This window comes from Phycicoccus sp. 3266 (assembly GCF_031456495.1).
In the GTDB taxonomy this organism is placed as follows: domain Bacteria; phylum Actinomycetota; class Actinomycetes; order Actinomycetales; family Dermatophilaceae; genus Pedococcus.
This window is the reverse complement of sequence record NZ_JAVDUW010000002.1, coordinates 497,448-518,915: the sequence shown is the minus strand read 5'-3', so window position 1 is coordinate 518,915 and position 21,468 is coordinate 497,448. Positions and strand designations below refer to the sequence as shown.

At 72.6% G+C, this 21,468-nt stretch carries 21 protein-coding genes; 10 read left to right on the top strand and 11 right to left on the bottom strand.

All coding sequences use genetic code 11. The annotated features are described in order from the left end of the window. Window positions 1-5 precede the first annotated feature (5 nt). Entirely contained in the window at window positions 6-1,241 is a 1,236-nt protein-coding gene (gene moeB, locus J2X64_RS12310; protein WP_310154684.1) for a molybdopterin-synthase adenylyltransferase MoeB, read from the bottom strand. 199 nt (window positions 1,242-1,440) lie between these two features. Between moeB and J2X64_RS12305 the strand changes: the two genes are divergently transcribed. The 3 genes from J2X64_RS12305 (at window position 1,441) to J2X64_RS12295 (ending at window position 2,867) form a co-directional block, all read left to right on the top strand. Further along, window positions 1,441-2,085: a TetR/AcrR family transcriptional regulator gene (locus tag J2X64_RS12305; RefSeq protein ID WP_310154681.1), complete on the top strand. Its 645-nt coding sequence runs from the start codon at window positions 1,441-1,443 to the stop codon at window positions 2,083-2,085. Window positions 2,086-2,208: 123 nt separating this feature from the next. After that, the gene (locus J2X64_RS12300; RefSeq protein WP_310154678.1) at window positions 2,209-2,433 is read left to right on the top strand and encodes a DUF3107 domain-containing protein; all 225 of its coding nucleotides are present in this window, start codon (window positions 2,209-2,211) and stop codon (window positions 2,431-2,433) included. A 170-nt stretch (window positions 2,434-2,603) separates the two neighbouring features. Continuing rightward, entirely contained in the window at window positions 2,604-2,867 is a 264-nt protein-coding gene (locus J2X64_RS12295) for a GlsB/YeaQ/YmgE family stress response membrane protein (protein ID WP_310154675.1), read from the top strand. A gap of 88 nt (window positions 2,868-2,955) precedes the next feature. Here the strand turns inward: J2X64_RS12295 and J2X64_RS12290 are convergent, their stop codons facing one another. Further along, window positions 2,956-3,645 carry a ferritin-like fold-containing protein gene (locus tag J2X64_RS12290; RefSeq protein ID WP_310154672.1) on the bottom strand — a complete coding sequence of 230 codons (690 nt, stop codon included), beginning with the start codon at window positions 3,643-3,645 and terminating at the stop codon, window positions 2,956-2,958. A 281-nt stretch (window positions 3,646-3,926) separates the two neighbouring features. Here J2X64_RS12290 and J2X64_RS12285 point away from each other — a divergent pair, with 281 nt between their 5' ends. Next, a complete protein-coding gene (locus J2X64_RS12285) occupies window positions 3,927-5,510 on the top strand; it encodes a DEAD/DEAH box helicase (protein ID WP_310154671.1) in 1,584 nt (527 codons plus the stop codon). A 191-nt stretch (window positions 5,511-5,701) separates the two neighbouring features. Here J2X64_RS12285 and J2X64_RS12280 read toward each other — a convergent pair whose 3' ends face one another. The 6 genes from J2X64_RS12280 to J2X64_RS12255 form a co-directional block, all read right to left on the bottom strand. Beyond that, window positions 5,702-6,757 carry an NAD(P)-dependent alcohol dehydrogenase gene (locus J2X64_RS12280; RefSeq protein ID WP_310154668.1) on the bottom strand — a complete coding sequence of 352 codons (1,056 nt, stop codon included), beginning with the start codon at window positions 6,755-6,757 and terminating at the stop codon, window positions 5,702-5,704. 96 nt (window positions 6,758-6,853) lie between these two features. After that, a complete protein-coding gene (locus J2X64_RS12275; protein WP_310154666.1) occupies window positions 6,854-7,594 on the bottom strand; it encodes a ParA family protein in 741 nt (246 codons plus the stop codon). 91 nt (window positions 7,595-7,685) lie between these two features. Then, entirely contained in the window at window positions 7,686-8,552 is an 867-nt protein-coding gene (locus J2X64_RS12270) for a PD-(D/E)XK nuclease family protein (protein WP_310154662.1), read from the bottom strand. Window positions 8,553-8,562: 10 nt separating this feature from the next. Beyond that, entirely contained in the window at window positions 8,563-9,180 is a 618-nt protein-coding gene (locus tag J2X64_RS12265; RefSeq protein ID WP_310154660.1) for a MarC family protein, read from the bottom strand. After that, a complete protein-coding gene (locus tag J2X64_RS12260) occupies window positions 9,177-10,028 on the bottom strand; it encodes a PHP domain-containing protein (protein ID WP_310154657.1) in 852 nt (283 codons plus the stop codon). Before J2X64_RS12260 ends, J2X64_RS12265 begins: the two co-directional genes overlap by 4 nt. A gap of 72 nt (window positions 10,029-10,100) precedes the next feature. Next, on the bottom strand, window positions 10,101-10,475 hold the full coding sequence (locus tag J2X64_RS12255; RefSeq protein WP_310154655.1) for a YciI family protein: 375 nt from the start codon (window positions 10,473-10,475) through the stop codon (window positions 10,101-10,103). Window positions 10,476-10,644: 169 nt separating this feature from the next. Between J2X64_RS12255 and J2X64_RS12250 the strand changes: the two genes are divergently transcribed. From J2X64_RS12250 to J2X64_RS12230, 5 genes are all read left to right on the top strand, one after another. After that, on the top strand, window positions 10,645-11,163 hold the full coding sequence (locus tag J2X64_RS12250; RefSeq protein ID WP_310154652.1) for a MaoC family dehydratase: 519 nt from the start codon (window positions 10,645-10,647) through the stop codon (window positions 11,161-11,163). 232 nt (window positions 11,164-11,395) lie between these two features. After that, a complete protein-coding gene (gene glpK, locus J2X64_RS12245; RefSeq protein WP_310154649.1) occupies window positions 11,396-12,934 on the top strand; it encodes a glycerol kinase GlpK in 1,539 nt (512 codons plus the stop codon). Window positions 12,935-12,941: 7 nt separating this feature from the next. Then, window positions 12,942-14,645, top strand: a complete 1,704-nt coding sequence (locus J2X64_RS12240; protein WP_310154647.1) for a glycerol-3-phosphate dehydrogenase/oxidase — start codon at window positions 12,942-12,944, stop codon at window positions 14,643-14,645. A 64-nt stretch (window positions 14,646-14,709) separates the two neighbouring features. Next, window positions 14,710-15,711, top strand: a complete 1,002-nt coding sequence (locus J2X64_RS12235; RefSeq protein ID WP_310154644.1) for a DNA topoisomerase IB — start codon at window positions 14,710-14,712, stop codon at window positions 15,709-15,711. Window positions 15,712-15,773: 62 nt separating this feature from the next. Continuing rightward, window positions 15,774-17,270: an aminopeptidase P family protein gene (locus tag J2X64_RS12230; protein WP_310154640.1), complete on the top strand. Its 1,497-nt coding sequence runs from the start codon at window positions 15,774-15,776 to the stop codon at window positions 17,268-17,270. A gap of 69 nt (window positions 17,271-17,339) precedes the next feature. Here J2X64_RS12230 and J2X64_RS12225 read toward each other — a convergent pair whose 3' ends face one another. Together J2X64_RS12225 and J2X64_RS12220 are read right to left on the bottom strand one after the other, a co-directional pair. Then, the gene (locus J2X64_RS12225) at window positions 17,340-18,089 is read right to left on the bottom strand and encodes a PIG-L deacetylase family protein (protein ID WP_310154637.1); all 750 of its coding nucleotides are present in this window, start codon (window positions 18,087-18,089) and stop codon (window positions 17,340-17,342) included. A 73-nt stretch (window positions 18,090-18,162) separates the two neighbouring features. After that, window positions 18,163-18,762, bottom strand: coding sequence for a general stress protein (locus J2X64_RS12220; protein WP_310154634.1), 600 nt, complete (start codon window positions 18,760-18,762; stop codon window positions 18,163-18,165). 199 nt (window positions 18,763-18,961) lie between these two features. Between J2X64_RS12220 and J2X64_RS12215 the strand changes: the two genes are divergently transcribed. Beyond that, the gene (locus J2X64_RS12215; protein WP_310154631.1) at window positions 18,962-20,101 is read left to right on the top strand and encodes a cation:proton antiporter; all 1,140 of its coding nucleotides are present in this window, start codon (window positions 18,962-18,964) and stop codon (window positions 20,099-20,101) included. Here J2X64_RS12215 and J2X64_RS12210 read toward each other — a convergent pair. Further along, entirely contained in the window at window positions 20,091-21,302 is a 1,212-nt protein-coding gene (locus J2X64_RS12210; RefSeq protein WP_310154628.1) for an acyl-CoA dehydrogenase family protein, read from the bottom strand. The genes J2X64_RS12215 and J2X64_RS12210 overlap by 11 nt on opposite strands. Between the last annotated feature and the right edge of the window lie 166 nt (window positions 21,303-21,468).

Below are 21,468 nucleotides of genomic sequence, written 5' to 3'. Positions count from 1 at the left end.
GGCCGTCAGTAGACCGGCAGGCTCGGGTCGACGTCACGCACCCACGCCAGGACACCGCCCTTGAGGTTGGCGACGTCGGCGCGCCCCGACGCGGCGAGCAGGCCAGCGGCCTCGGCCGAGCGCACGCCCGACTTGCACACCAGCACCACCGGCACGCCCTCGGGCAGCTCGCCGGCCGCAACGCCGTCGCGGAACCGGTCGAGGTGCAGCGCCCGCGCGCCGGGGATCGACACGACCTCCCGCTCGCCGGGCTCGCGCACGTCGACGAGCTCGAACTCCCGGTCGCCCCGGTCCCGCTCCGCCAGCATCCGGGCCAGCTCGGTCGCCGAGACCTCCCCGTATGCCGCCGGCCCGCCGCCCGCGCCCGCGCCGCCACCGGGACCTGCGTCCGCGGCATACGCCCCCGACGGAGCCGGCACCGCGCAGAACTGCTCGTAGTCCACGAGCCCGGTCACGCTCGGGTCCTCGCCGCAGACCGGGCAGGAGGGGTCGGCGCGCACGGTGAGGGTGTCCCAGGTCTGGCGCAGGGAGTCGTGCACGAGCAGGCGCCCGACGAGGGGCTCCCCCTCGCCGGTGATGAGCTTGACCGCCTCGGCCACCTGGACCGACCCGATCGACGCGCACAGCACGCCGAGCACGCCACCCGTGGCGCACGAGGGCACCGCGTCGGGCGGCGGCGGGTCCGGGAAGACACAGCGGTAACAGGGACCGACGCCGGCGAACCACACCGAGACCTGCCCGTCGAACCGGTAGATCGAGCCCCACACGTGCGGCAGGCCGAGCAGGACGCAGGCGTCGTTGACGAGGTAGCGGGTCGGGAAGTTGTCGGCGCCGTCGAGCACGACGTCGTAGTCGGCCAGGATCTCCAGCGCGTTGGAGGAGTCGAGCCGGACGTCGTGACGCACGACCTGCACGAGCGGGTTCACCGCCGCCACGGTCTCCGCCGCGGACTCGGTCTTGGGGCGCCCGACGTCGGCCACGCCGTGCACGACCTGGCGCTGGAGGTTCGAGGCGTCCACGACGTCGTCGTCGACCACACCGATGGTCCCCGCCCCCGCCGCGGCGAGGTAGAGCAGCGCCGGTGAGCCGAGGCCGCCGGCGCCGACGACGAGCACGCGGGCGTTGGCGAGCCGGCGCTGTCCCTCGAGGCCGATCTGGGGCAGCAGGATGTGCCGCGCGTAGCGGGCCTTCTGCTCGGCCGTCAGCTCCGGACCGGGCGACACCAGTGGGGGGATGCCCATGTCCCGACAGTACCCGTGACCGGCGACGCCGTTCCCCTGCCCGGACGTCGCCCGCCGGTCGCCGGGGTGCCGCGTCCCGGCGGCGCCGATGCCGCCGCTCCCGGCGATGCCGCTGCTCCCGGCGACGCCGCTGTTACCCGTGCGTACGATGTGCACGACCCCGCAGCCCGACTGCGACACCTCGACCTGAGAGGCCCGAATGTCGCTTAGCGCAGACCAGCGCACCGGCACCCGACAGCCCGGACAGCGCCTGCCCCGTTCCGCCCGCCGCGCCCAGCTGCTCGAGGCGGCGCAGGCGGCCTTCGTCGAGTCCGGCTACCACGCTGCCGCGATGGACGACATCGCCGACCGGGCCGGCGTCTCCAAGCCGGTGCTCTACCAGCACTTCCCCGGCAAGCTCGAGCTCTACCTCGCGCTGCTGGACAAGCACTCCGAGGCCCTCGAGCAGCTCGTCCGCCAGGCGCTCGCGTCGACGCACGACAACAAGGAGCGCGTCTACGCCTCGATCGCGGCCTACTTCGACTTCGTGTCGCGCGACGGCGCGGCCTTCCGGCTGATCTTCGAGTCCGACCTCACCAACGAGTCCGCGGTCCGCAACCGGCTCGACGCCGTCGGCCTGGTCTGCGCCGAGGCCGTCGCCGAGGTGATCGCCGAGGACACCGGCCTCAACGAGGAGGACGCCTCCCTGCTCGGCATGGCCCTCACCGGACTGGCCCAGGTGTCCGCCCGCCACTGGCTCGCCCAGGGCAGCGACGTCCCCAAGGACGAGGCCGCCCGGCTCGTCGGGTCGCTCGCCTGGCGGGGACTCGGCTCCTTCCCCAAGGTCGACGCCGAGACGCCCTGAGCGAACACGCCTCCCGGGCCGCCGTGCCGGGGAAGGTTCCGCCCGCGACGGCCGTTAGGTTGGGCAGCAGCACCGATGCGCCCGTATGCCGGGTGCCCACCGTTTCGAGAGAGAGGACCTCACGTGGAGGTCAAGATCGGCGTCCAGAACGTCGCCCGCGAGATCACCTTCGAGACCGACGCGAGCGCGGACGAGGTCGTCAAGGCCGTCACCGCCGCCATCCAGGACGGCAGCCCGCTCACCCTGACCGGTGAGAAGGGCCGGCAGGTCCTCGTGCCCGCGGGTGTCCTCGGCTACGTCCAGATCGGCGAGTCCGAGCGCCGCGGCGTCGGCTTCGGCAACATCTGACGCCGGCCTCGCGGTAGGTCCGTCGCACCGTCCTGACCTGCGGGTTTCGGGGCGGGCCGACCGTGTCGCGGAGGGCCTGCCCCGCCCCGGGTTGACGTGCGAGGTCGGCCCATCCGTGGTCGAGTTGTCCTGCACGGGCCTCACCGGGCCCTGGAGGAAGGAACAGTGGGATGGAGATCATCGGTCTGATCATCGCGGGGGCCATCATCGGCGCCCTCGCACGGCTGTTCATGCCGGGACGCCAGCCGGTCGGCGTGCTCATCACGATCATCCTCGGCATCGTCGGGGTGCTCATCGGCTACTGGCTCGCCGGGCTGCTCGGCGTCGAGGCTACGAGTGGCATCGACTGGATCCGCTGGATCATCAGCATCGTCGTCGCGGCCGTGCTCATCGGCGTCTACATCGCCATGACGGGGCGGCGCAGGACGGTCTGACCCGCACCCGCACGAAGGGCCCGGTCCTCACGGACCGGGCCCTTCGTCGTGTCCGGGGTGCGGGGGCGCGCTGGCCGACGTCGCGGCGTCAGGCGGCGAGTCCGAGGCGGCCCATCCGCCGGGTGTGCTCGTCGGTGAGCCGGGCGAACATCCGGCCCAACTCCGCGAGGTCGGCGCTGGGGCGGCCGGTGCCGACCCCACCGACGAGCAGGGACGCGAGCGCGTCGCGCTCCACCGCCACCTGCTGGGCCTGCGACAGCGCCTCGCCCACGAGCCGCCGCCCCCACAGGGCGAGCCGGCCGGCGACCTTCGGGTCGTCCTTGATGGCCTCGCGCACGACCTTGACGACGAAGTCCGCCTGCCCGACGTCGGCCATGGCGGAGTGGACCAGCTCCTGCGTCGACGGGTCGACGTAGGCCGCGATCTCCCGGTAGAAGTCGGTGGCGATGCCGTCGCCGACGTAGGCCTTGACCAGGCCCTCGAGCCAGGTGCTCGGGCGCGTGCGCTCGTGGAAGGCGTCGATGGGCGCGATGAACGGCGCCATCGCCTGCTCGGGGTCGATGCCCATGTCGGCCATCCGCGACACGAGCATCTCGTAGTGCCGGAACTCGGCCACGGCCAGCGAGGCCACCGAGGCCTTCAGGGGCTGCGTCGGGGACATCTCGGCGTCGCCCGCGAGGCGGACGAACGCCGTCAGCTCGCCGTACGCCAGGACCCCCAGCAGGTCGGCCACGGCGTCGCGGTAGAGCGGGTCGGCGAGCCAGTCCTGCTGCGTCATGCCGGTCACCCTACAAGCGCGCGGGCCGGCTGCCGGGGCGCCACGGCCACCCTGGGAGCTCTCGGCGGCTGGCAGCAGACGACCCGGCGACGGCCCGGCGACGGCCCGGCGACGGCCCGGCGATTGGGGTCGGGACCCCGGCCCCCGGTAGAGTGGGAGGGTCACACGGTGCCCGGTCGGCACGAATCTGCCGCGGACCGACGTCCGCGCCCCCACTGAAGACCTCCGATCGGCCCACAGCGCGCGCCGCGACCCGCAGGCGCCCCGATCGAGAGAACTCCATGACCGACACCTCCACGAGCACCCCCGTGCCCGCCGACGACACCCCGACGAGCACCCCCGTGCCCGCCGACGTCACCTTCGCCGACTTCGACGTCCACCCCGACATCGTCGCCTCGCTGGCCGACGCGGGCATCACCTCCCCCTTCCCCATCCAGGCCATGACGCTGCCGGTGGCCCTGTCGGGCCACGACATCATCGGCCAGGCCAAGACGGGTACCGGCAAGACGCTGGGCTTCGGCGTCCCGATGCTCAACCGCACCATCGCCCGCGGCGACGCCGGCTGGGACGACTACGCGTATGCCGGCAAGCCGCAGGCCCTGGCCGTGGCCCCGACGCGTGAGCTCGCCGTCCAGGTGGCCGGCGACCTCGAGAAGGCCGGCAAGCGCCGCGGCATCCGCGTCCTGACCGTCTACGGCGGTCGCGCCTACGAGCCGCAGATCGACGCGCTGGCCAAGGGCGTCGAGGTCGTCGTCGGCACCCCCGGCCGGCTCATCGACCTGGCCAAGCAGGGCCACCTCGACCTGTCGCACGTGAAGTCGGTCGTGCTCGACGAGGCCGACGAGATGCTCGACCTCGGGTTCCTCCCCGACGTCGAGAAGCTGCTCGCGCTGACCCCCGGGTCGCGCCAGACCATGCTCTTCTCGGCCACCATGCCCGGCGCCGTCGTCGCGCTCGCCCGCCGGTACATGAGCCAGCCGACCCACATCCGCGCCATGGGCGACGACCAGGAGAACGCCCACACGGTGAAGGCCGTCGAGCAGTTCGTCTACCGCGCCCACGCGATGGACAAGGTCGAGATGCTCGCCCGCATGCTCCAGGCCGAGGGCCGGGGGCTGACGATCGTCTTCAGCCGCACCAAGCGCACCGCCGCGAAGGTCGCCGACGAGCTGGTCGACCGCGGGTTCGCCGCCGCCGCCATCCACGGCGACCTGGGCCAGGGCGCCCGTGAGCAGGCGCTGCGCGCCTTCCGCAACGGCAAGGTCGACATCCTCGTCGCCACCGACGTGGCGGCCCGTGGCATCGACGTCGACAACGTCACCCACGTCGTCAACTACCAGTGCCCCGAGGACGAGAAGACCTACCTGCACCGCATCGGCCGCACCGCGCGTGCCGGCAACACGGGCATCGCCGTCACCTTCGTCGACTGGGACGACATGCCGCGCTGGGGCCTGATCAACAAGACCCTCGACCTCGGCATCCCCGAGCCGGAGGAGACCTACTCCTCCTCCGACCACCTGTTCGAGCAGCTCAACATCCCGCGGGAGGCCAAGGGCCGCCTGCCCAGGGCCCAGCAGACCCGCGCCGGCCTGGCGGCCGAGGAGCTCGAGGACCTCGGCGAGACCGGCAAGTCCGGCGGTCGTCGGCCGCAGGGCGGCACCGGCGGCGGCCGCGGTGGCCGTGGCCAGGGCGGCACCGGCGGCGGTCGCGACGGCGCCCGCTCCCAGGGCGGCGGCCGGGACGGCGCCCGCGGTGGCGCCGAGCAGCGCGGCGAGGACGGCGACGCCCCGGCGCGCCCGCGTCGCAGCCGCAACCGGCGGCGTACGCGTGGTGGCGAGCCCGCGGGCGAGGCCACCCAGGGCTGACCCAGCCCCTGCAGGCCGGTGCACGACCCTCTGCTAGCAGACCGTCGTGCACCCAGCACAGGTTCCAACCTCTGCTGAGCCGACCAACCTCTGCTAGCAGAGGTTGGTCGCGAGCGGTCCGACCACGACGACGAAGGGCCCAGCCTCCGTGGAGGCTGGGCCCTTCGGTCGTCCGCTGTCGCGGCGCCGGGTCAGGCGCCGATGGTCGCGGTGTCGATGACGAACCGGTACCGCACGTCGGACTTCACGACGCGGTCGTAGGCCTCGTCGACCTTGTCCGCGGAGATCGTCTCGATCTCGGCGGTGATGCCGTGCTCCGCGCAGAAGTCGAGCATCTCCTGGGTGAGGGCGATGCCGCCGATGTTGGAGCCGGCGACGGTCTTGTCACCGTTGATGAGCGCACCGAAGGGCAGCTGCTGCGGGCTCGGCGGCAGGCCCACGGTGACGAAGGTGCCGAACGGCTTGAGCAGCGAGAGGTACTGCGGCAGGTCGAGGTCGGCGCTGATCGTCGAGATGATCACGTCGAAGGTCCCTGCGAGGTCCTCGAAGGTCTTGGCGTCGCTCGTCGCGCGGTAGTCACGGGCGCCGAAGCGGCGGCCGTCCTCCTCCTTCGACAGGCCCTGGCTGAGCACGGTGACGTCCGCGCCCATCGCCGCGGCGATCTTGACACCCATGTGGCCCAGGCCGCCCATGCCGACGATCGCGACCTTGGCGTTGGGGCCGGCGTGGTCGAGCCAGCGCTTGAGCGGCGTGTAGAGGGTGATGCCGGCGCACAGCAACGGCGCGGCCTTGTCCAGGTCGAGCCCGTCGGGGATCCGGACGACGAAGCGATCGGTCACGACGACCTGCTGGCTGTAGCCGCCCTGGGTCGTGGTGCCGTCGACGTCGGTGTCGCCGTAGGTGAAGACGGTCTTCTTCTCGCAGAAGTTCTCGTGGCCGGCCTTGCACTGGGCGCACTCGCCGCACGAGTCGACCATGCAGCCGACGCCGACGCGGTCGCCGACCTTGAACTTCGTGACCTCGGGGCCGACCTCGCTCACGACACCGGCGATCTCGTGGCCCGGCGTCAGCGGGTAGCTGGTGTCGCCCCACTCGCCGCGGACGGTGTGGATGTCGCTGTGGCAGATGCCCGCGAACTTGATGTCGATGCGCACGTCGTCCGCACGCAGGTCACGCCGCTCCACCGTCGTCGTCTCGAACCGGCCGTCGGCGGACGGCATGGCCAGGGCAGGGGTGGTGGTCGTCATGTCACTCCTTGGATCGGGTAGGTGCTCGGTCGGGGGGGAATGGGCACCATCTGGTGACAAGTACGCGACCGCCGCGGGTATTCCGCAACCGCGATCTCAGAGCTGCTTCGCGAGCGCCTTCGCCACGTCTCGGTACGCCTTGGCGCCCTTGGAGGTGCGGGACGTCGCCAGGATCGAGCGCCCGACGGCGGGCGCCTCGGCGAACCGCACGGTCTTCGGGATCGGCGGGTCGAGCACCGGCAGGCCGTAGCGCTCCCCCACGTCGGCCAGGACCTCCCGGGCGTGGTTGCTGCGCCCGTCGAAGAGGGTCGGGAGGATCCCCATCACGCGCAGGTCCTTGTTGAGGATCTTCTGCACGTCCGCCACGGTGTCGAGCAGCTGGCCGACCCCGCGGTGGCTGAGCATCTCGCACGGCATCGGGATCACGAGGCCCTGCGAGGCCGTGAGCGCGTTGAGGGTGAGCACGCCGAGGCTGGGCGAGCAGTCGAGCAGGATGACGTCGTACTCCGACCGGACCTCCTCGAGCACGCCGCGCAGGATGTACTCGCGCCCCGGCCGCGGCAGCAGCTGGGCCTCGGCGCCGGCGAGGTCGATGACGCTCGGCACCAGGTCGACGCCGTCCTCGCAGGCGATCCGGACGTCGGCGACCTGCGCCTTGCCGAGCAGGACCTCGTTGACCGACCCCTCGACCTCGTCGGGGTCGACCCCGAGGCTGAAGGTGAGGCAGGCCTGCGCGTCGAGGTCGACGAGCAGCACCCGCTTGCCCTGTTCGGCGAAGGCCGCCCCCAGCGACGCCACGGAGGTCGTCTTGGCGACCCCGCCCTTCTGGTTGGCCACGGACACGACCGTGGCCGGCCTGGTGCGCTTCCTCGCCACGTGCTGACCTTTCGTGCGGGTCGGTCGGTATGCCGGCTCGCGGCCCAGTCTGTCAGGTCGCCGGGACCGGATCCTCCAGGGCCGCCCAGTCGGACTTCTCCGGGCCGAACGCCTGCCCCGCCGGGCAGTGCCGGCGGAAGTCGCACCACTGGCACAGCGGCCCGACCTGCGCGGGGAACCGGCCGGAGTCGACGCCGAACTGGGCGTAGTCGTCCTCGGCGCGGCGGGCGTCGGCGGCGATCGACTCGGCCTCGGCGAGCTTGCGCTGCAGGGACTCGGGCGTGTGCTCGTGGGCCGCGACCGTGCCCGACGGCAGGTGGTGCAGCTCGACCCGGACGCAGCGGCGGCGGAACATCTTCCACGCGGCGGCGGCGTAGAGCGCCAGCGGCAGCGAGGTGCGGGCGTCGTCGTCGGTCGGGACGGTCCGGCTCGTCTTGTAGTCGACGACGGCCAGGCCGTCGCCGCGGTCGTCGAGCCGGTCGATCCGCCCGGACAGCGCGAGCGTGCCGGTCTTCAGCGACACGGTCCGCTCGATCCCGAGGGGCTGGACGCTCGGGTCGACGTCGGACAGGTAGGTCGTCACGTGCTCCTGCGAGCGCTCACGCCAGGTCCGGGAGTGGTCGGGGTCGCGGAAGCCGGACTCGATCCACGACGTGCGCACCAGCTCCGCCCCCGAGGCCGGGGTCCGGTGCTCGCCCGGCAGGTCCCACCAGTCGCGCAGCGCGTTGTGGACGGCCACGCCGAGGGAGGTGTGCGCGCGCTGCGGCCGGGTCGGCGGCGTGGGCCGGTCGAGGTACTGCATGCGGTAGCGGCGCGGGCAGTCCACCCACGCCAGCAGCTTGCTCGGGCTCGCGCGGAACAGGCGGCGCGGCATACCCACCAGCTCGCCCTGCTCGAACCCCCCGGTCCCTGCTCCCACGGCGCCCACGCTAGGACGTCCCGCTGACAAAGGCCCGGACGCTGTCGGCGACCATCTGCACCGCGATGGCGGACAGCAGCAGTCCGGCGATGCGGGTCAGGAGCACGGTGCCGCTGTCCTTGAGCACGCGGTGGATCTGGCCGGCGAACCGCAGGAACAGCCACACGACCAGGAGCACGGCGACCAGCGCCGCCCCGACGGCGATGTACTCGCCCGGGCGGGTGGAGTTCTGCACGGCCAGCATCGTCGCGACGATCGCACCGGGGCCGGCGAGCAGCGGCGTGCCGAGCGGGACGAGGGCGACGTTCACGCCGGCGTCGGCGTGCTGCTCCTGCTCCGACCCGGTGAGCAGCTGCAGGGCGACGAGCAGCAGCAGGAGGCCGCCGGCACCCTGCAGGGCCGGCAGCGAGATGTGCAGGTAGTTGAGGATCTGCTGGCCGAACACCGCGAACGCCGCGATGACGCCGAGCGCGACGAGGCTGGCGCGGCGGGCGGCGGCGAGCTTCTGCTTCTGCGTGAGCGAGCCGGTCAGCGCGAGGAAGATCGGCAGCGCACCGGGCGGGTCCATGATGACGAGCAGCGTCACGAAGACCGAGCCGAACACCTGCGGGTCGAGCACGCTGCTCACGGCCGCACCACCTCCACGCCGCTCGTGGCCTGCCGCTCGATCTCGGCGAGCACCTCCGGGGACGTCGTGTTCTCGCCGAGGCGGTTGGGCTTGCCCGCGCCGTGGTAGTCGCTCGCCCCGGTGGTGAACAGGCCCAGCTGCGCGGCGAGCGCACGGGCGTGGTCGCGCTGGTCGTCGGTGTGGTCGCGGTGCTCGGCCTCGAGCCCGGCCAGCCCCGCCTGGGCCATCGCGGCGATGACGTCGTCGTCGACGGTCCGGCCCCGCGAGGAGGCGAACGGGTGCGCCATCACGGGCACCCCGCCGGCCGCCCGGACCAGCTGGACGGCCCGCACGGGGCTGGGGGCGTAGTGCGAGACGTAGTAGGGGCTGCCGTTGCGCAGCACGTCGGTGAACGCCGCGTCCCGGGAGGGGACGTACCCGGCGGCCACGAGCGCGTCGGCGATGTGCGGGCGCCCGAGCGTGGTGTCCTCCCCAGCCTGCGCGCGGACCGCCTCCATGCTGACGGGTATGCCGTCGGCGGCCATCCGGTCGACCATCCGCTCGACGCGGCTGACGCGGGACTGCCGGGCCTTCTCGAGCTCCTCCACGAGGGGCGCGAACCCCGGGTCGACGAGGTAGCCGAGCAGGTGGACGCTGACGCCGCGGTGGGAGCAGGACACCTCCACGCCGGGGACGAACCCGACCCCGAGCTCGCGCGCGGCGGCCTGCGCCGCCGGCCACCCGGCATACGTGTCGTGGTCGGTGAGGGCCACCACGTCGAGGCCGGCGCGGGCTGCCTGTGCGACGACGACCTCCGCCGGCTCGGTGCCGTCACTCGCCGAGGAGTGGGTGTGGAGGTCGATGCGCACGGGCCAAGCGTAGGGGTGGCGCGGGGCGCCTCCCGGGTGCCCCACCGGTGGACCGATGGGGCACCCGGGCGGTCAGGCGAAGAGGGGCCGCAGCTCGACCGTCTCGCCCGGGCCGGAGAACTTCGCGGTGACCTCCTCCGCCCGCTCCTGGCTCTCCACGTCGATCAGGAAGAAGCCGGCAAAGTGCTCGGCGGTCTCGGCGTACGGGCCCTCGGTGACCTTGCGACGCCCGCCCTCCCACCGGAACAGCCGTGCGTCCCGCGGGTCGCCTAGCGCCTGGCCCCCGACCAGCTCACCGCGCTCGGACAGCTCCTTCAGGACCTCGTCGAACTCGGCGCCGCGCCGCTCCCGCTCCTCCGGCGGCAGGGCCTGGTGCTCGGCGAGGAAGTCGCTGGTCGGGTGGCCCCAGGGCTGGGGGTTGGAGTGCATGAGGATGACGTACTTCACGGTGGTGCTCCTGTCCGGGAGTGGCTGCAGGCCCGAGGGCCCTGACAGCCGTGTGACGACCGCCGCCGGCCGCTCTCGACAAACTCCGCCGCAGTGTTCCGGAGGTTGTGAGCGAACGCACGCGCCGCACCGGTGTCCCCGGACGGCCACCGTCGGCAGGATGGGCCGCATGCAGTTCGGACGCAGCTACGAGGAGTTCGAGGTCGGCGCTGTCTACAAGCACTGGCCCGGCAAGACGGTGACCGAGTACGACGACCACCTGTTCTGCCTGCTCACCATGAACCACCACCCGCTCCACCTCGACGCCAACTACGCGGAGAACACCACGCAGTTCGGCCGCAACGTCGTGGTCGGCAACTACGTGTACTCGCTGCTGCTCGGCATGTCGGTGCCGGACGTCTCGGGCAAGGCCATCGCCAACCTCGAGATCGAGAGCCTGCGCCACGTCGCGCCGACGTTCCACGGCGACACGATCTACGGCCAGACCGAGGTCCTCGACAAGTGGGAGTCGACGAGCAAGGACGACCGCGGCGTCGTCCACGTCGAGACCAAGGGCTACAAGCAGGACGGCACCCTGGTCTGCATCTTCCGGCGCAAGGTCATGGTGCCCAAGCAGAGCTACCTCGACGCCCGCGGCGGCGAGCAGCCCGCGCGGCCCGAGCTGGTCGAGCCCGCCCCCAAGGCCTGACGCCGCGGCGTCCCGGGACGACCGTTCGTGGCCGTGAGGCCACGAACGCTCGTCCCGTGCCGCCGGCCGCGACCGTTCGTGGCTCACGAGCCCCAAGTCGTCGTGCCCGCCGCCACGTGCGGTATGCCGCGCAGCCCGATTCCGGTGCGTCGCACCAAGGCGTGTCGGCTCCGTGTCCAGATGACGAAGGCGGGCCTGTCTGCCGGGAGCGCCACCTGAGTAGGGTCGCGCCATGGCCGAATTCGTTGGCGCGGTGGACCAGGGCACGACGAGCACGCGGTTCATGGTCTTCGACCACGACGGCAACGAGGTCGGCAGCCGACAGCTCGAGCACGAGCAGATCCTCCCCCGCGCCGGCTGGGTCGAGCACAGCCCGCTGGAGATCTGGGAGCGCACCCAGACGGTGATCGCCTCCGCCCTGGCCCGCCTCGACCTCCAACCGGGCGACCTGGCCGCGATCGGCATCACCAACCAGCGCGAGACCACCGTCGTGTGGAACCGGCACACGGGTCGCCCGGTGCACAACGCGATCGTCTGGCAGGACACCCGCACCGACCGGATCGCCCGGGCCCTCGACCAGGACGGACGCGGCGACGTCATCCGCGAGCGGGCCGGCATACCGCCTGCCGCGTACTTCGCCGCCGGCAAGGTGCAGTGGATCCTCGAGAACGTCGACGGGGCCCGCGCGGCGGCCGAGGCCGGCGACCTGGTCTTCGGCACCATCGACACCTGGCTGCTGTGGAACCTCACCGGCGGCACCGACGGGGGCGTGCACGTCACCGACGTCACCAACGCCAGCCGCACCATGCTCATGGACCTGCGCACCCTCGACTGGGACGAGGAGCTGCTCGGCTTCTTCGGGATCCCGCGCTCGATGCTGCCGCAGATCCGGCCGAGCTCCGACCCCGCCCTCTACGGCACGACCCGCACCGGCGGCCCCCTCGGCGGCGAGGTCCCGCTCGCCGGTGCGCTCGGTGACCAGCACGCGGCCACCGTCGGACAGGTGTGCTTCCGGCCAGGCGAGGCCAAGAACACCTACGGCACCGGCAACTTCATGCTGCTCAACACGGGCGAGGAGATCGTCCGCAGCGAGTCCGGGCTGCTCACGACCGTGGCCTACCAGCTCGGCGACGCGAAGCCCGTCTACGCCCTCGAGGGGTCGATCGCCGTCACGGGGTCGGCGGTCCAGTGGCTGCGCGACCAGCTCGGGATCATCTCGGGCGCCGGTGACGTCGAGCGGCTGGCCAGCCAGGTGCAGGACACCGGCGGCCTGTACTTCGTCCCCGCGTTCTCCGGCCTCTTCGCGCCGTACTGGCGACCGGACGCGCGCGGCGCGATCGTCGGCATGAGCCGCTTCAACACCAACGCCCACCTGGCCCGCGCCACCCTCGAGGCCATCTGCTACCAGACGCGCGACGTGGCCGACGCGATGACCGCCGACACCGGCGCCGCGGGCGTCCCGATGGAGCTGTCGGTCCTCAAGGTCGACGGCGGCGTCACCGCGAACGAGCTCTGCATGCAGCTGCAGGCGGACATTCTGGGCGTGCCCGTCTCACGCCCGGTGGTCGCCGAGACCACGGCCCTCGGCGCGGCCTACGCTGCTGGTCTGGCCACCGGCTTCTGGAAGGACACCGAGGAGCTGCGGGCCAACTGGCAGGAGTCCCGGCGCTGGGAGCCGACGTGGAGCGACGAGCAGCGCGAGGCCGGGTATGCCGGGTGGCGCAAGGCGGTCGAGCGCACGCTCGACTGGGTCGACGTCGACGAGGAGTAGCACCGACATGAGCAGCGGACTGTCACCACAGGACCGTCAGGCGGCCATCGACACCCTGGCCTCGGGCCGGGAGCTGGACCAGCTGGTCATCGGCGGTGGCGTGGTCGGCAGCGGCACGGCCCTCGACGCCGTGACCCGGGGCCTGTCCACCGGTCTGATCGAGCAGCGCGACTTCGCCAGCGGCACGTCGTCCCGCTCGAGCAAGCTCATCCACGGTGGCCTGCGCTACCTCGAGATGCTCGACTTCGGCCTCGTCCGGGAGGCCCTGCGCGAGCGCGGGCTGCTCCTCACCCGGCTCGCGCCGCACCTGGTCCGGCCGGTGCCGTTCCTCTACCCCCTCACCCACCACGTCTGGGAGCGCGGCTACGTCGGCTCCGGTATCGCCCTCTACGACGCCATGGCCATGCAGTCCGGCACCGGTGCGGGGCTTCCCCACCACCGGCACCTGACCCGGCGTCAGGCCCTGCGGCTCATGCCGAGCCTGCGCAGCAGCGCCCTCACCGGCGCCGTGCAGTACTACGACGCCCAGGTCGACGACGCCCGCCACACCATGGAGATCGCCCGTACCGCCGCCCACTACGGCGCGCACGTCGCGAACCGGGTCGCCGCCATCGGGTTCCTGCGCCAGGGCGAGCGCGTCACCGGGGTCCGGGCCGTCGACAAGCTGACCGACCGGGAGTTCGAGATCCACGCCCGGCAGATCGTCAACGCGACGGGCGTCTGGACCGACGACACCCAGGCCATGGTCGGCGAGCGCGGCCAGTTCCACGTCCGCGCGAGCAAGGGCATCCACCTCGTCGTGCCCCGTGACCGGATCCACTCCTCCACCGGGCTCATCCTGCGCACCGAGAAGTCGGTGCTGTTCGTCATCCCGTGGGGCCGGCACTGGATCCTCGGCACCACCGACACCGACTGGAACCTCGACAAGGCCCACCCCGCCGCGACCCGCGCGGACATCGACTACATCCTCGACCACGTCAACCGGGTGCTCGTGACGCCGCTGACGCACGAGGACGTCGAGGGCGTGTATGCCGGGCTGCGGCCGCTGCTCGCGGGCGAGTCGGAGTCGACGTCGAAGCTGTCACGCGAGCACGTCGTGGCCCACAGCGCCCCCGGCCTCGTGGTCGTCGCCGGCGGCAAGTACACGACCTACCGGGTCATGGCCAAGGACGCGGTGGACGAGGCCGTGCAGGGCCTCGACGGCCGCATCCCCGCCTCGACGACCGAGACCATCCCCCTCGTGGGCGCGGTCGGCTTCCAGGCCGCCTGGAACCAGCGGCACACGCTCGCGTCCGACGCCGGCCTGCACGTGGCCCGGGTCGAGCACCTGCTGCGGCGGTACGGCGCGCTGACCCAGGAGCTGCTCGACCTCGTGGCCGAGCGCCCCGAGCTCGGCGAGCCGCTCGAGGGCGCCGAGGACCACCTCAAGGCCGAGGTCGTCTACGCCGCCTCGCACGAGGGCGCCCTGCACCTCACCGACATCCTCACCCGGCGCACCCGGATCTCGATCGAGGCCTGGGACCGCGGCGTCTCGGCCGCGCCCGCGGCGGCCGCCCTCGTGGCCCCCGTGCTCGGCTGGGACGAGGCGCGGCAACAGTCCGAGGTGGACATCTACCTCGGCCGCGTGGAGGCCGAGCGGATCAGCCAGACGATGCCCGACGACGAGACGGCCGACGAGGCACGCCGCAGCGGCCCGGACAGCCGCATCTGAGCCGCTGCGGGCGCCTCAGTCGCCTGACCTGCGACGTTGCACCGTTCGTCCTAGGGTTTCGGGCATGGCTCGGTTGCGCACGGTGTCCCCCGGAACGCGCGGGTGGACCCGGCGTCGCAGCGGCAGGGGGTTCGTCTACCTCGACTCCGACGGCACGCGCCTCCCCGCCGAGGAGGTCGAGCGCATCCGGTCACTGGCCATCCCGCCGGCGTGGGAGAACGTCTGGATCTGCCCCCACCCGCGCGGCCACATCCAGGCCGTGGGCACGGACACCGCCGGGCGCCGGCAGTACCTCTACCACCCCGACTGGCGGGTCAAGCGCGACCAGATGAAGTTCGACCGGGTGCTCGCCGCGGCCGCCCACCTGCCCGCCGCCCGGCGCAGGGTCCTCGTCGACCTGGCGCTCGCGGACATGCCCCGAGAGCGTGCGGCCGCCACGGCCGTCCGCCTGCTCGACCACGGCTACTTCCGGATCGGCAGCGACGCGTACACCGACGCGAACGGCTCGTTCGGCCTCACCACCCTCGAGCGCCAGCACGTGCGCCGGCGCGGCGACGTCATCGTCTTCACCTTCGTCGGGAAGTCCGGCATCGAGCACCGCATCGAGATCGACGACGAGCTCGCGATGGCCGCCATCGACCGGCTGCGCAAGCGCAAGTCGGCGAGCAAGCGGCTGCTCGCCTACCAGCAGCAGCGCCGCTGGTCCGACCTCGACGCCGCCACCGTCAACGCCTACCTCGCCGAGCTGCTGCACGGCGAGATGACGGCCAAGGACTTCCGCACCTGGCACGCCACCGTCCTCGCCGCGCTGGCCCTGGCCACCACCCCCGAGAAGGGTGACACCAAGGCCTCCCGCCGCCGCGCGGTCAAGGCGGCGGTCGAGGAGGTCGCCGGCTACCTCGGCAACACCCCGACCATCGCCAAGAACTCCTACATCGACCCGCGGGTCCTGGACCTCTACGAGTCCGGGACCACCATCGCCGTCGATCCGTCCCGCTACCGCAGCCCCGAGCGCCGCCAGGCCGCCGTGGAGAAGGCCGTCCTGGCCCTGCTCGCCTCCGACTGAGCCCTCCGCGCTGCCGGGGCGCACCCGGCATACCCGGTTGCGCGGCGTGGCACCATGGCCTCGTGACCGCCAGCGAAGAGCAGAAGAAGCCGGAGAACCGCGCCCGTCCCACGACCGACGAGCTGCGGGCGTTCATCGCCGAGGACTGGGCGCCGCGCGCGCCCGGCGCGACCGGGCTGAGCGAGGCCGCGCGGTATGCCGCGGCGCGGCGTGCCAAGGTCAGCGAGGCCTTCCCCGGCGACCGGCTCGTGATCCCCGCCGGCGGCCTGAAGGTGCGCAGCAACGACACCGACTACGTCTTCCGCCCGCACAGCGCGTTCGCGCACCTCACCGGGCTCGGCGGCGACCGCGAGCCCGACGCGGTGCTCGTGCTGGAGCCCCGCGACGACGGCACCCACGAGGCCGTCCTGTACTTCCGCCCCCTGGCCGGCCGCGACACCGACGAGTTCTTCGCCGACGCCCGCTACGGCGAGTTCTGGGTCGGCGCCCGCCCGACGATCGAGGACATCGAGCTCGAGCTCGGCGTCACCGGCCGGCACATCGACGAGTTCGCCGACGCGGCGGTCAAGGACGCCGGGGAGGTCACCGTCCGCGTCGTGCGCGACGCCGACCGCGACCTGACCCGCCAGCTCGACGAGGCGCGCACGTCCGAGTCGGTCGAGGCCGAGGACCTCACCGAGGCCGACGACGAGCTCGCGCACTTCCTGTCGAACCTGCGCATGGTCAAGGACCAGTGGGAGCTCGAGGAGATGCGCAAGGCCGTCGCCGCCACCAAGCGCGGCTTCGAGGCCGTCATCGCCGACCTGCCCGAGGCCGTGGCCCGCGGCCGCGGCGAACGCTGGGTGGAGGGCGTGTTCGGGCTCGTCGCCCGGCACGAGGGCAACGGCGTCGGGTACGACTCGATCGCCGCCGCCGGCGACCACGCGACCACGCTGCACTGGATCAAGAACACCGGTGAGCTGCGCGACGGCGACCTGCTGCTGCTCGACGCCGGCGTCGAGATGGACTCGCTGTTCACCGCCGACGTCACGCGCACCCTCCCCGCGAACGGCACGTTCACCGACGCCCAGCGCGAGGTCTACGACGCCGTCCTCGAGGCACAGGAGGCCGGCCTCGCCGCGGTGAAGCCGGGCAACCGGTTCAGCGACATCCACGCCGCGGCCATCCGCGTCATCGCCGAGAAGCTGCACGGCTGGGGCCTGCTGCCCGAGGGCGTCGACGTCGAGGGGACGCTCGACAAGGAGCACGGCCAGTACCACCGCCGCTGGATGGTGCACGGCACGAGCCACCACCTCGGCATCGACGTCCACGACTGCGCGCTCGCGACCCGCGAGGAGTACATGGACGCCGTCCTCGAGCCCGGGATGGTCCTCACGGTCGAGCCGGGCCTGTACTTCAAGTCCGACGACCTGAAGGCGCCCGAGCGGTTCCGCGGCATCGGCGTGCGCATCGAGGACGACGTCGTCGTCACCGCGGACGGCCACGAGAACCTGTCCGCCGCCATGCCGCGCACGTCCACCGACGTCGAGGCGTGGATCCGCGAGGTCCAGTCCCGCTGACGGCCGTGGGGGCGGGCAGGCGCCCGCCCCCACACCGCAGGCCTCAGCGCCCGTCCCCGCGCGCCGCCCTCAGCGCCGGTCGACGACGTCCAGGACGAGCGCCTTGTCGACGCCGGCCGCCTGGCCGCCCCAGCCCAGGACCATGCCCAGCAGCTCGGGCGGCTTGGGGAACTGCTCGGGCAGCGCGGCGTTGTAGGCCCGGTGCGCCTCGAGCGAGGCCACGGCGCGGTCGAACTGGGCCGCCACGTCGACGTAGTGCGTCGCGGTCGGCGAGCCGCCGAAGCACAGCCGCCTGACGTTCCACGGCTCGAACCCCTCCTCGAGCAGCTCGGGGAAGATCCAGCGGTTCCCGGCATCCGCCACCGCGTCGACGCAAGCGAGCCCCACGGCGCGGTGGTCGGCCTGGTTCAGCATCCCCTGCACGAACCGGTCGCCGTAGTGCCCGGTGACGACGACGTCGGGCCGGCGCCGGCGGATCTCGCGGGCGATGTCGCGGCGCAGGCCCAGCCCGTACTCGATGACGCCGTCGCGGTGGTTGCCGAAGTCGACCTCGGTCACCCCCACCACGGCGGCCCCGTCGCGCTCCTCCTGCTCGCGCACCCGGGCCGCCTCCTCCGGGTGCATGGTGTCGATGCCGGCCTCGCCTCGGGTCAGCAGGAAGTAGGTCACCCGCTTCCCGGCGTCGGTCCACTTCGCGACGGCCGCAGCCGTGCCGTACTCGATGTCGTCGGGGTGCGCCACGACACACATGACCGACTCGAAGTCGTCGTCGAGCTCCTGCAGCGCAGGACGGCCCCCGTTCCCCATGGGTTCGCTCATGGGCGGCAGCGTAGGGCGCGGGCGCGCCGGCGGCCTCCCGCGTGTGGCGGATATGCGGTCAGGCGCGCGGGGGTCAGGCGGGCGGGGCCGGCGGAACGGGGGGCTCGCCGGCGGCGCGGTGCTGCGCAGCCTCGCGCTCGGCCTCGCGGGCCGCGGCGACCTGGGCCTGCGCGGCGGCCATGGGGTCCATCTGCGTGAGCATCTCGCGCGCCTGACCGGCGTACTTGTGCTCGACGAGGACCTCGTACTGCGTGGCCACGACCTGCGTCACCGAGGTGAAGTCGCGGGGGCCGCGCGCCAGCTGGTACCCGATGAGGCTCCACACGAGCCCGAAGAGCGCACCGAAGGCGATGGTGGCCAGGATGCTCGAGAAGCCGGCGCTGCTGGAGGTGTCGAGCAGCGCGAAGATCATCCCGACGAACAGGCCGAGCCACGCGCCGGAGACGAGGCCGCCGACCGCGGCGCGTCCACGGGTCAGCCGGCCGGTGACCCGCTCGAGCTGCTTGAGGTCGGTGCCGACGATGAGGACGTTCTGCACCGGGAACTCGTGGTCCGAGAGGTAGTCGACCGCCTTCTGTGCCGCCTCGTAGGTGTCGTAGCGCCCCAGCGACATGGGGTACTCCAGCGTCAGGACCGCCCGGGACCGCGACAGGGCGCTTGGCTGCGTGCTCATGGCACCAGTCTGTCAAAACCCGCTGCACGTTGTCTGTGCCCCGGCCGTGGAGCCGCTGACCGCGCGCTCGCGGCGGACACCCAGCCGCACGGCCGGTCCGCGGCGAGTGACACTCCCCCTGCTGCGGCGGGTGCCGTCCGCGCCCCAGCGGGGGTACAACTCCTCCATGGCACCGTGTGCGCCCGGCCGGGCGGCCTGAGTGGGCTTCGGACAGCTGGCCCTCATCTGCGCCGTGGCCCTGCTCGGCGCGCTCCTGTCCCTGCCGCGCGCGCTGCGCCTGCCGGTCGTCGTCGGCGAGCTGGCGGTCGGGGTGGCCCTCGGCGCGACCGGGCTGCGGCTGCTGTCGGCAGACGACCCCACCTTCCACTTCCTCGCGGAGATCGGGTTCGCGCTGGTCATGTTCGTCGCCGGATCGCACGTGCCGGTGCGGGACCCGTTGCTGCTGAAGGGCATTCGCACCGGTCTTGCCCGGGCCGCCGCCATCGGCGTCCTGGCGGCCGGCGTCGGCGCTGTCCTCGCCGCGGCCTTCGGCACCCCCCACACCAGCCTGTATGCCGTGCTGCTCACCTCCTCGTCGGCGAGCGTCGTGATGCCCGTCCTCGGGCCCGGCCCCTTCACCGCGAGGTCGGTGGTCGAGGTCCTGCCCCAGGTCGCAGTGGCCGACGCCGCGTGCATCGTCCTGCTGCCGCTCGTCCTCGACCCCCGGCACGCGGGCCGGGCCGCGCTCGGGGCCCTGGTCGTCGCGGCGGCCGCTGCCGCGGCGTGGTGGGGGCTGCGGTGGGCCCACACGTCGGGCCGGCAGCGGGCGGTGCACCGGCTGTCCGAGGAGCGCGAGCTGGCGATCGAGCTGCGGCTGCTCCTGTCGGTGCTGTTCGCCCTGGCCGCGCTCGCGGTGGCGCTGGACGTCTCCGTGCTGCTGGCCGGCTTCGCCCTCGGGCTGGTGGTGGCCGCGGTGGGCGAGCCGCGGCGTGTGGCCAAGCAGCTGTTCGCCGTCACCGAGGGGCTGTTCGCCCCGGTCTTCTTCGTCTGGCTGGGCGCGTCGCTCGACCTGCGGACGCTGGCCCAGCACCCGAGTGCGGTCGTGCTGGGGCTCGCGCTCGGTGTCGGGGCCGTGGTCGTGCACGGTGCCATGGTCGCCACGCGGCAGCCGTGGTCCCTCGCCGTCGCCACGTCCGCGCAGCTCGGGGTCCCCGTCGCGGCAGCGACCCTCGGCCGGGCCCACGGGCTCCTGGTCCCCGGCGAGGACGCCGCGATCCTGCTCGGCGCGCTCGTCACCATCGCGGCAACCGCCCTGGCCAGCACCCGCCTGCCCTCGCGGCGGCGCGCCGCTACTTCTTGAGGGCGAAGTCCTCGAGCAGGCGCCGGCCGATGATCATCTTCTGGATCTCCGCGGTGCCCTCGCCGATGAGCAGCATCGGCGCCTCGCGGTACAGGCGCTCGATCTCGTACTCCTTGGAGTAGCCGTACCCGCCGTGGATGCGGAAGCTCTGCTCCACGACGTCGGCGCAGTTCTCGGCGGCGAGGTACTTCGCCATCCCCGCCTCGAGGTCGTTGCGCGCACCGGCGTCCTTGAGCCGTGCCGCCTTCACCATCATCTGGTGGCTCGCCTCGACCTTGGTCGCCATGTCGGCGAGCCGGAACAGGATGCCCTGGTGCTCGGCGATCTTCTTGCCGAAGGTCTCGCGCTGCTGCGCGTAGGCGATGCCCAGCTCGAAGGCGCGCATCGACACCCCGCAGGCCCGTGCCGCGACGTTGACGCGGCCCACCTCGACGCCGTCCATCATCTGGTAGAAGCCCTTGCCCGGCTCCCCGCCGAGGATCTGGGCCGAGGTGGTGCGGTGGCCCTCGAGGACGAGCTCGGTCGTGTCGACGCCCTTGTAGCCCATCTTCTCGATCTTGCCGGGCACCGTGACGCCCTGGGCCGTCTCGCCGAAGCCGGGCTCCTTCTCCACCAGGAACGTCGTCATGTTCCGGTAGACGGAGTCCGCGCCGAGGTCGGTCTTGACCAGCACCGCCACGAGGTTGGCCGAGCCGCCGTTGGTGAGCCACATCTTCTGCCCGGTGAGCGTCCACTCCGTGTCGGCGCCCTCGCCGGCCCCCCGGACCGCCTTGGACCGGATCGCCGAGACGTCCGACCCGAGACCGGGCTCGCTCATCGAGAACGCGCCGCGCACCTCGCCGGTCGCCATGCGCGGCAGGTACCGCTGCTTCTGCTCCTCGGTCCCGTGCTGCAGCAGCATGTACGCCACGATGAAGTGGGTGTTGATGATGCCGCTCACCGACATCCAGCCGCGCGCGATCTCCTCGACCACCAGCGCGTAGGTCAGCAGCGACTCCCCCAGACCGCCGTACTCCTCGGGGATCATCAGCCCGAAGATCCCCATCTCCTTCATGCCCTCGACGATCTCGGTGGGGTACTCGTCGGCGTGCTCGAGCTGCTGCGCCACCGGGATGATCTGCTCCTCGACGAACTCCCGGACCAGCTTCACCAGCTCGGTCTGCTCCTCGGTGAGGCCGTCGGTCGTCTGAAGTCGGGACATGCTGGCGAGTATGCCGAGCGCCTCCGGTGGTGGGTACCGGACGGACGTGTGAGCCTGCCCACCCGCAGGTCGGGCGCGTGCCCCGCCCGTGTGTCCGCGGAAACTCGGTGGCGGACGTCACGTCGTCGCTGCCAGCATGGCCGGGCACGCCGACGGCACCGGCCGC

Coding starts and splice junctions, on each gene's coding strand:
- J2X64_RS12235 (WP_310154644.1), top strand. CDS start 14,710: ATGGCTCGGTTGCGCACGGTGTCCCCCGGAACGCGCGGGTGGACCCGG.
- J2X64_RS12285 (WP_310154671.1), top strand. CDS start 3,927: ATGACCGACACCTCCACGAGCACCCCCGTGCCCGCCGACGACACCCCG.
- moeB (WP_310154684.1), bottom strand. CDS start 1,241: ATGGGCATCCCCCCACTGGTGTCGCCCGGTCCGGAGCTGACGGCCGAG.
- J2X64_RS12250 (WP_310154652.1), top strand. CDS start 10,645: ATGCAGTTCGGACGCAGCTACGAGGAGTTCGAGGTCGGCGCTGTCTAC.
- J2X64_RS12295 (WP_310154675.1), top strand. CDS start 2,604: ATGGAGATCATCGGTCTGATCATCGCGGGGGCCATCATCGGCGCCCTC.
- J2X64_RS12220 (WP_310154634.1), bottom strand. CDS start 18,762: ATGAGCACGCAGCCAAGCGCCCTGTCGCGGTCCCGGGCGGTCCTGACG.
- J2X64_RS12240 (WP_310154647.1), top strand. CDS start 12,942: ATGAGCAGCGGACTGTCACCACAGGACCGTCAGGCGGCCATCGACACC.
- J2X64_RS12225 (WP_310154637.1), bottom strand. CDS start 18,089: ATGAGCGAACCCATGGGGAACGGGGGCCGTCCTGCGCTGCAGGAGCTC.
- J2X64_RS12280 (WP_310154668.1), bottom strand. CDS start 6,757: ATGACGACCACCACCCCTGCCCTGGCCATGCCGTCCGCCGACGGCCGG.
- glpK (WP_310154649.1), top strand. CDS start 11,396: ATGGCCGAATTCGTTGGCGCGGTGGACCAGGGCACGACGAGCACGCGG.
- J2X64_RS12210 (WP_310154628.1), bottom strand. CDS start 21,302: ATGTCCCGACTTCAGACGACCGACGGCCTCACCGAGGAGCAGACCGAG.
- J2X64_RS12305 (WP_310154681.1), top strand. CDS start 1,441: ATGTCGCTTAGCGCAGACCAGCGCACCGGCACCCGACAGCCCGGACAG.
- J2X64_RS12290 (WP_310154672.1), bottom strand. CDS start 3,645: ATGACGCAGCAGGACTGGCTCGCCGACCCGCTCTACCGCGACGCCGTG.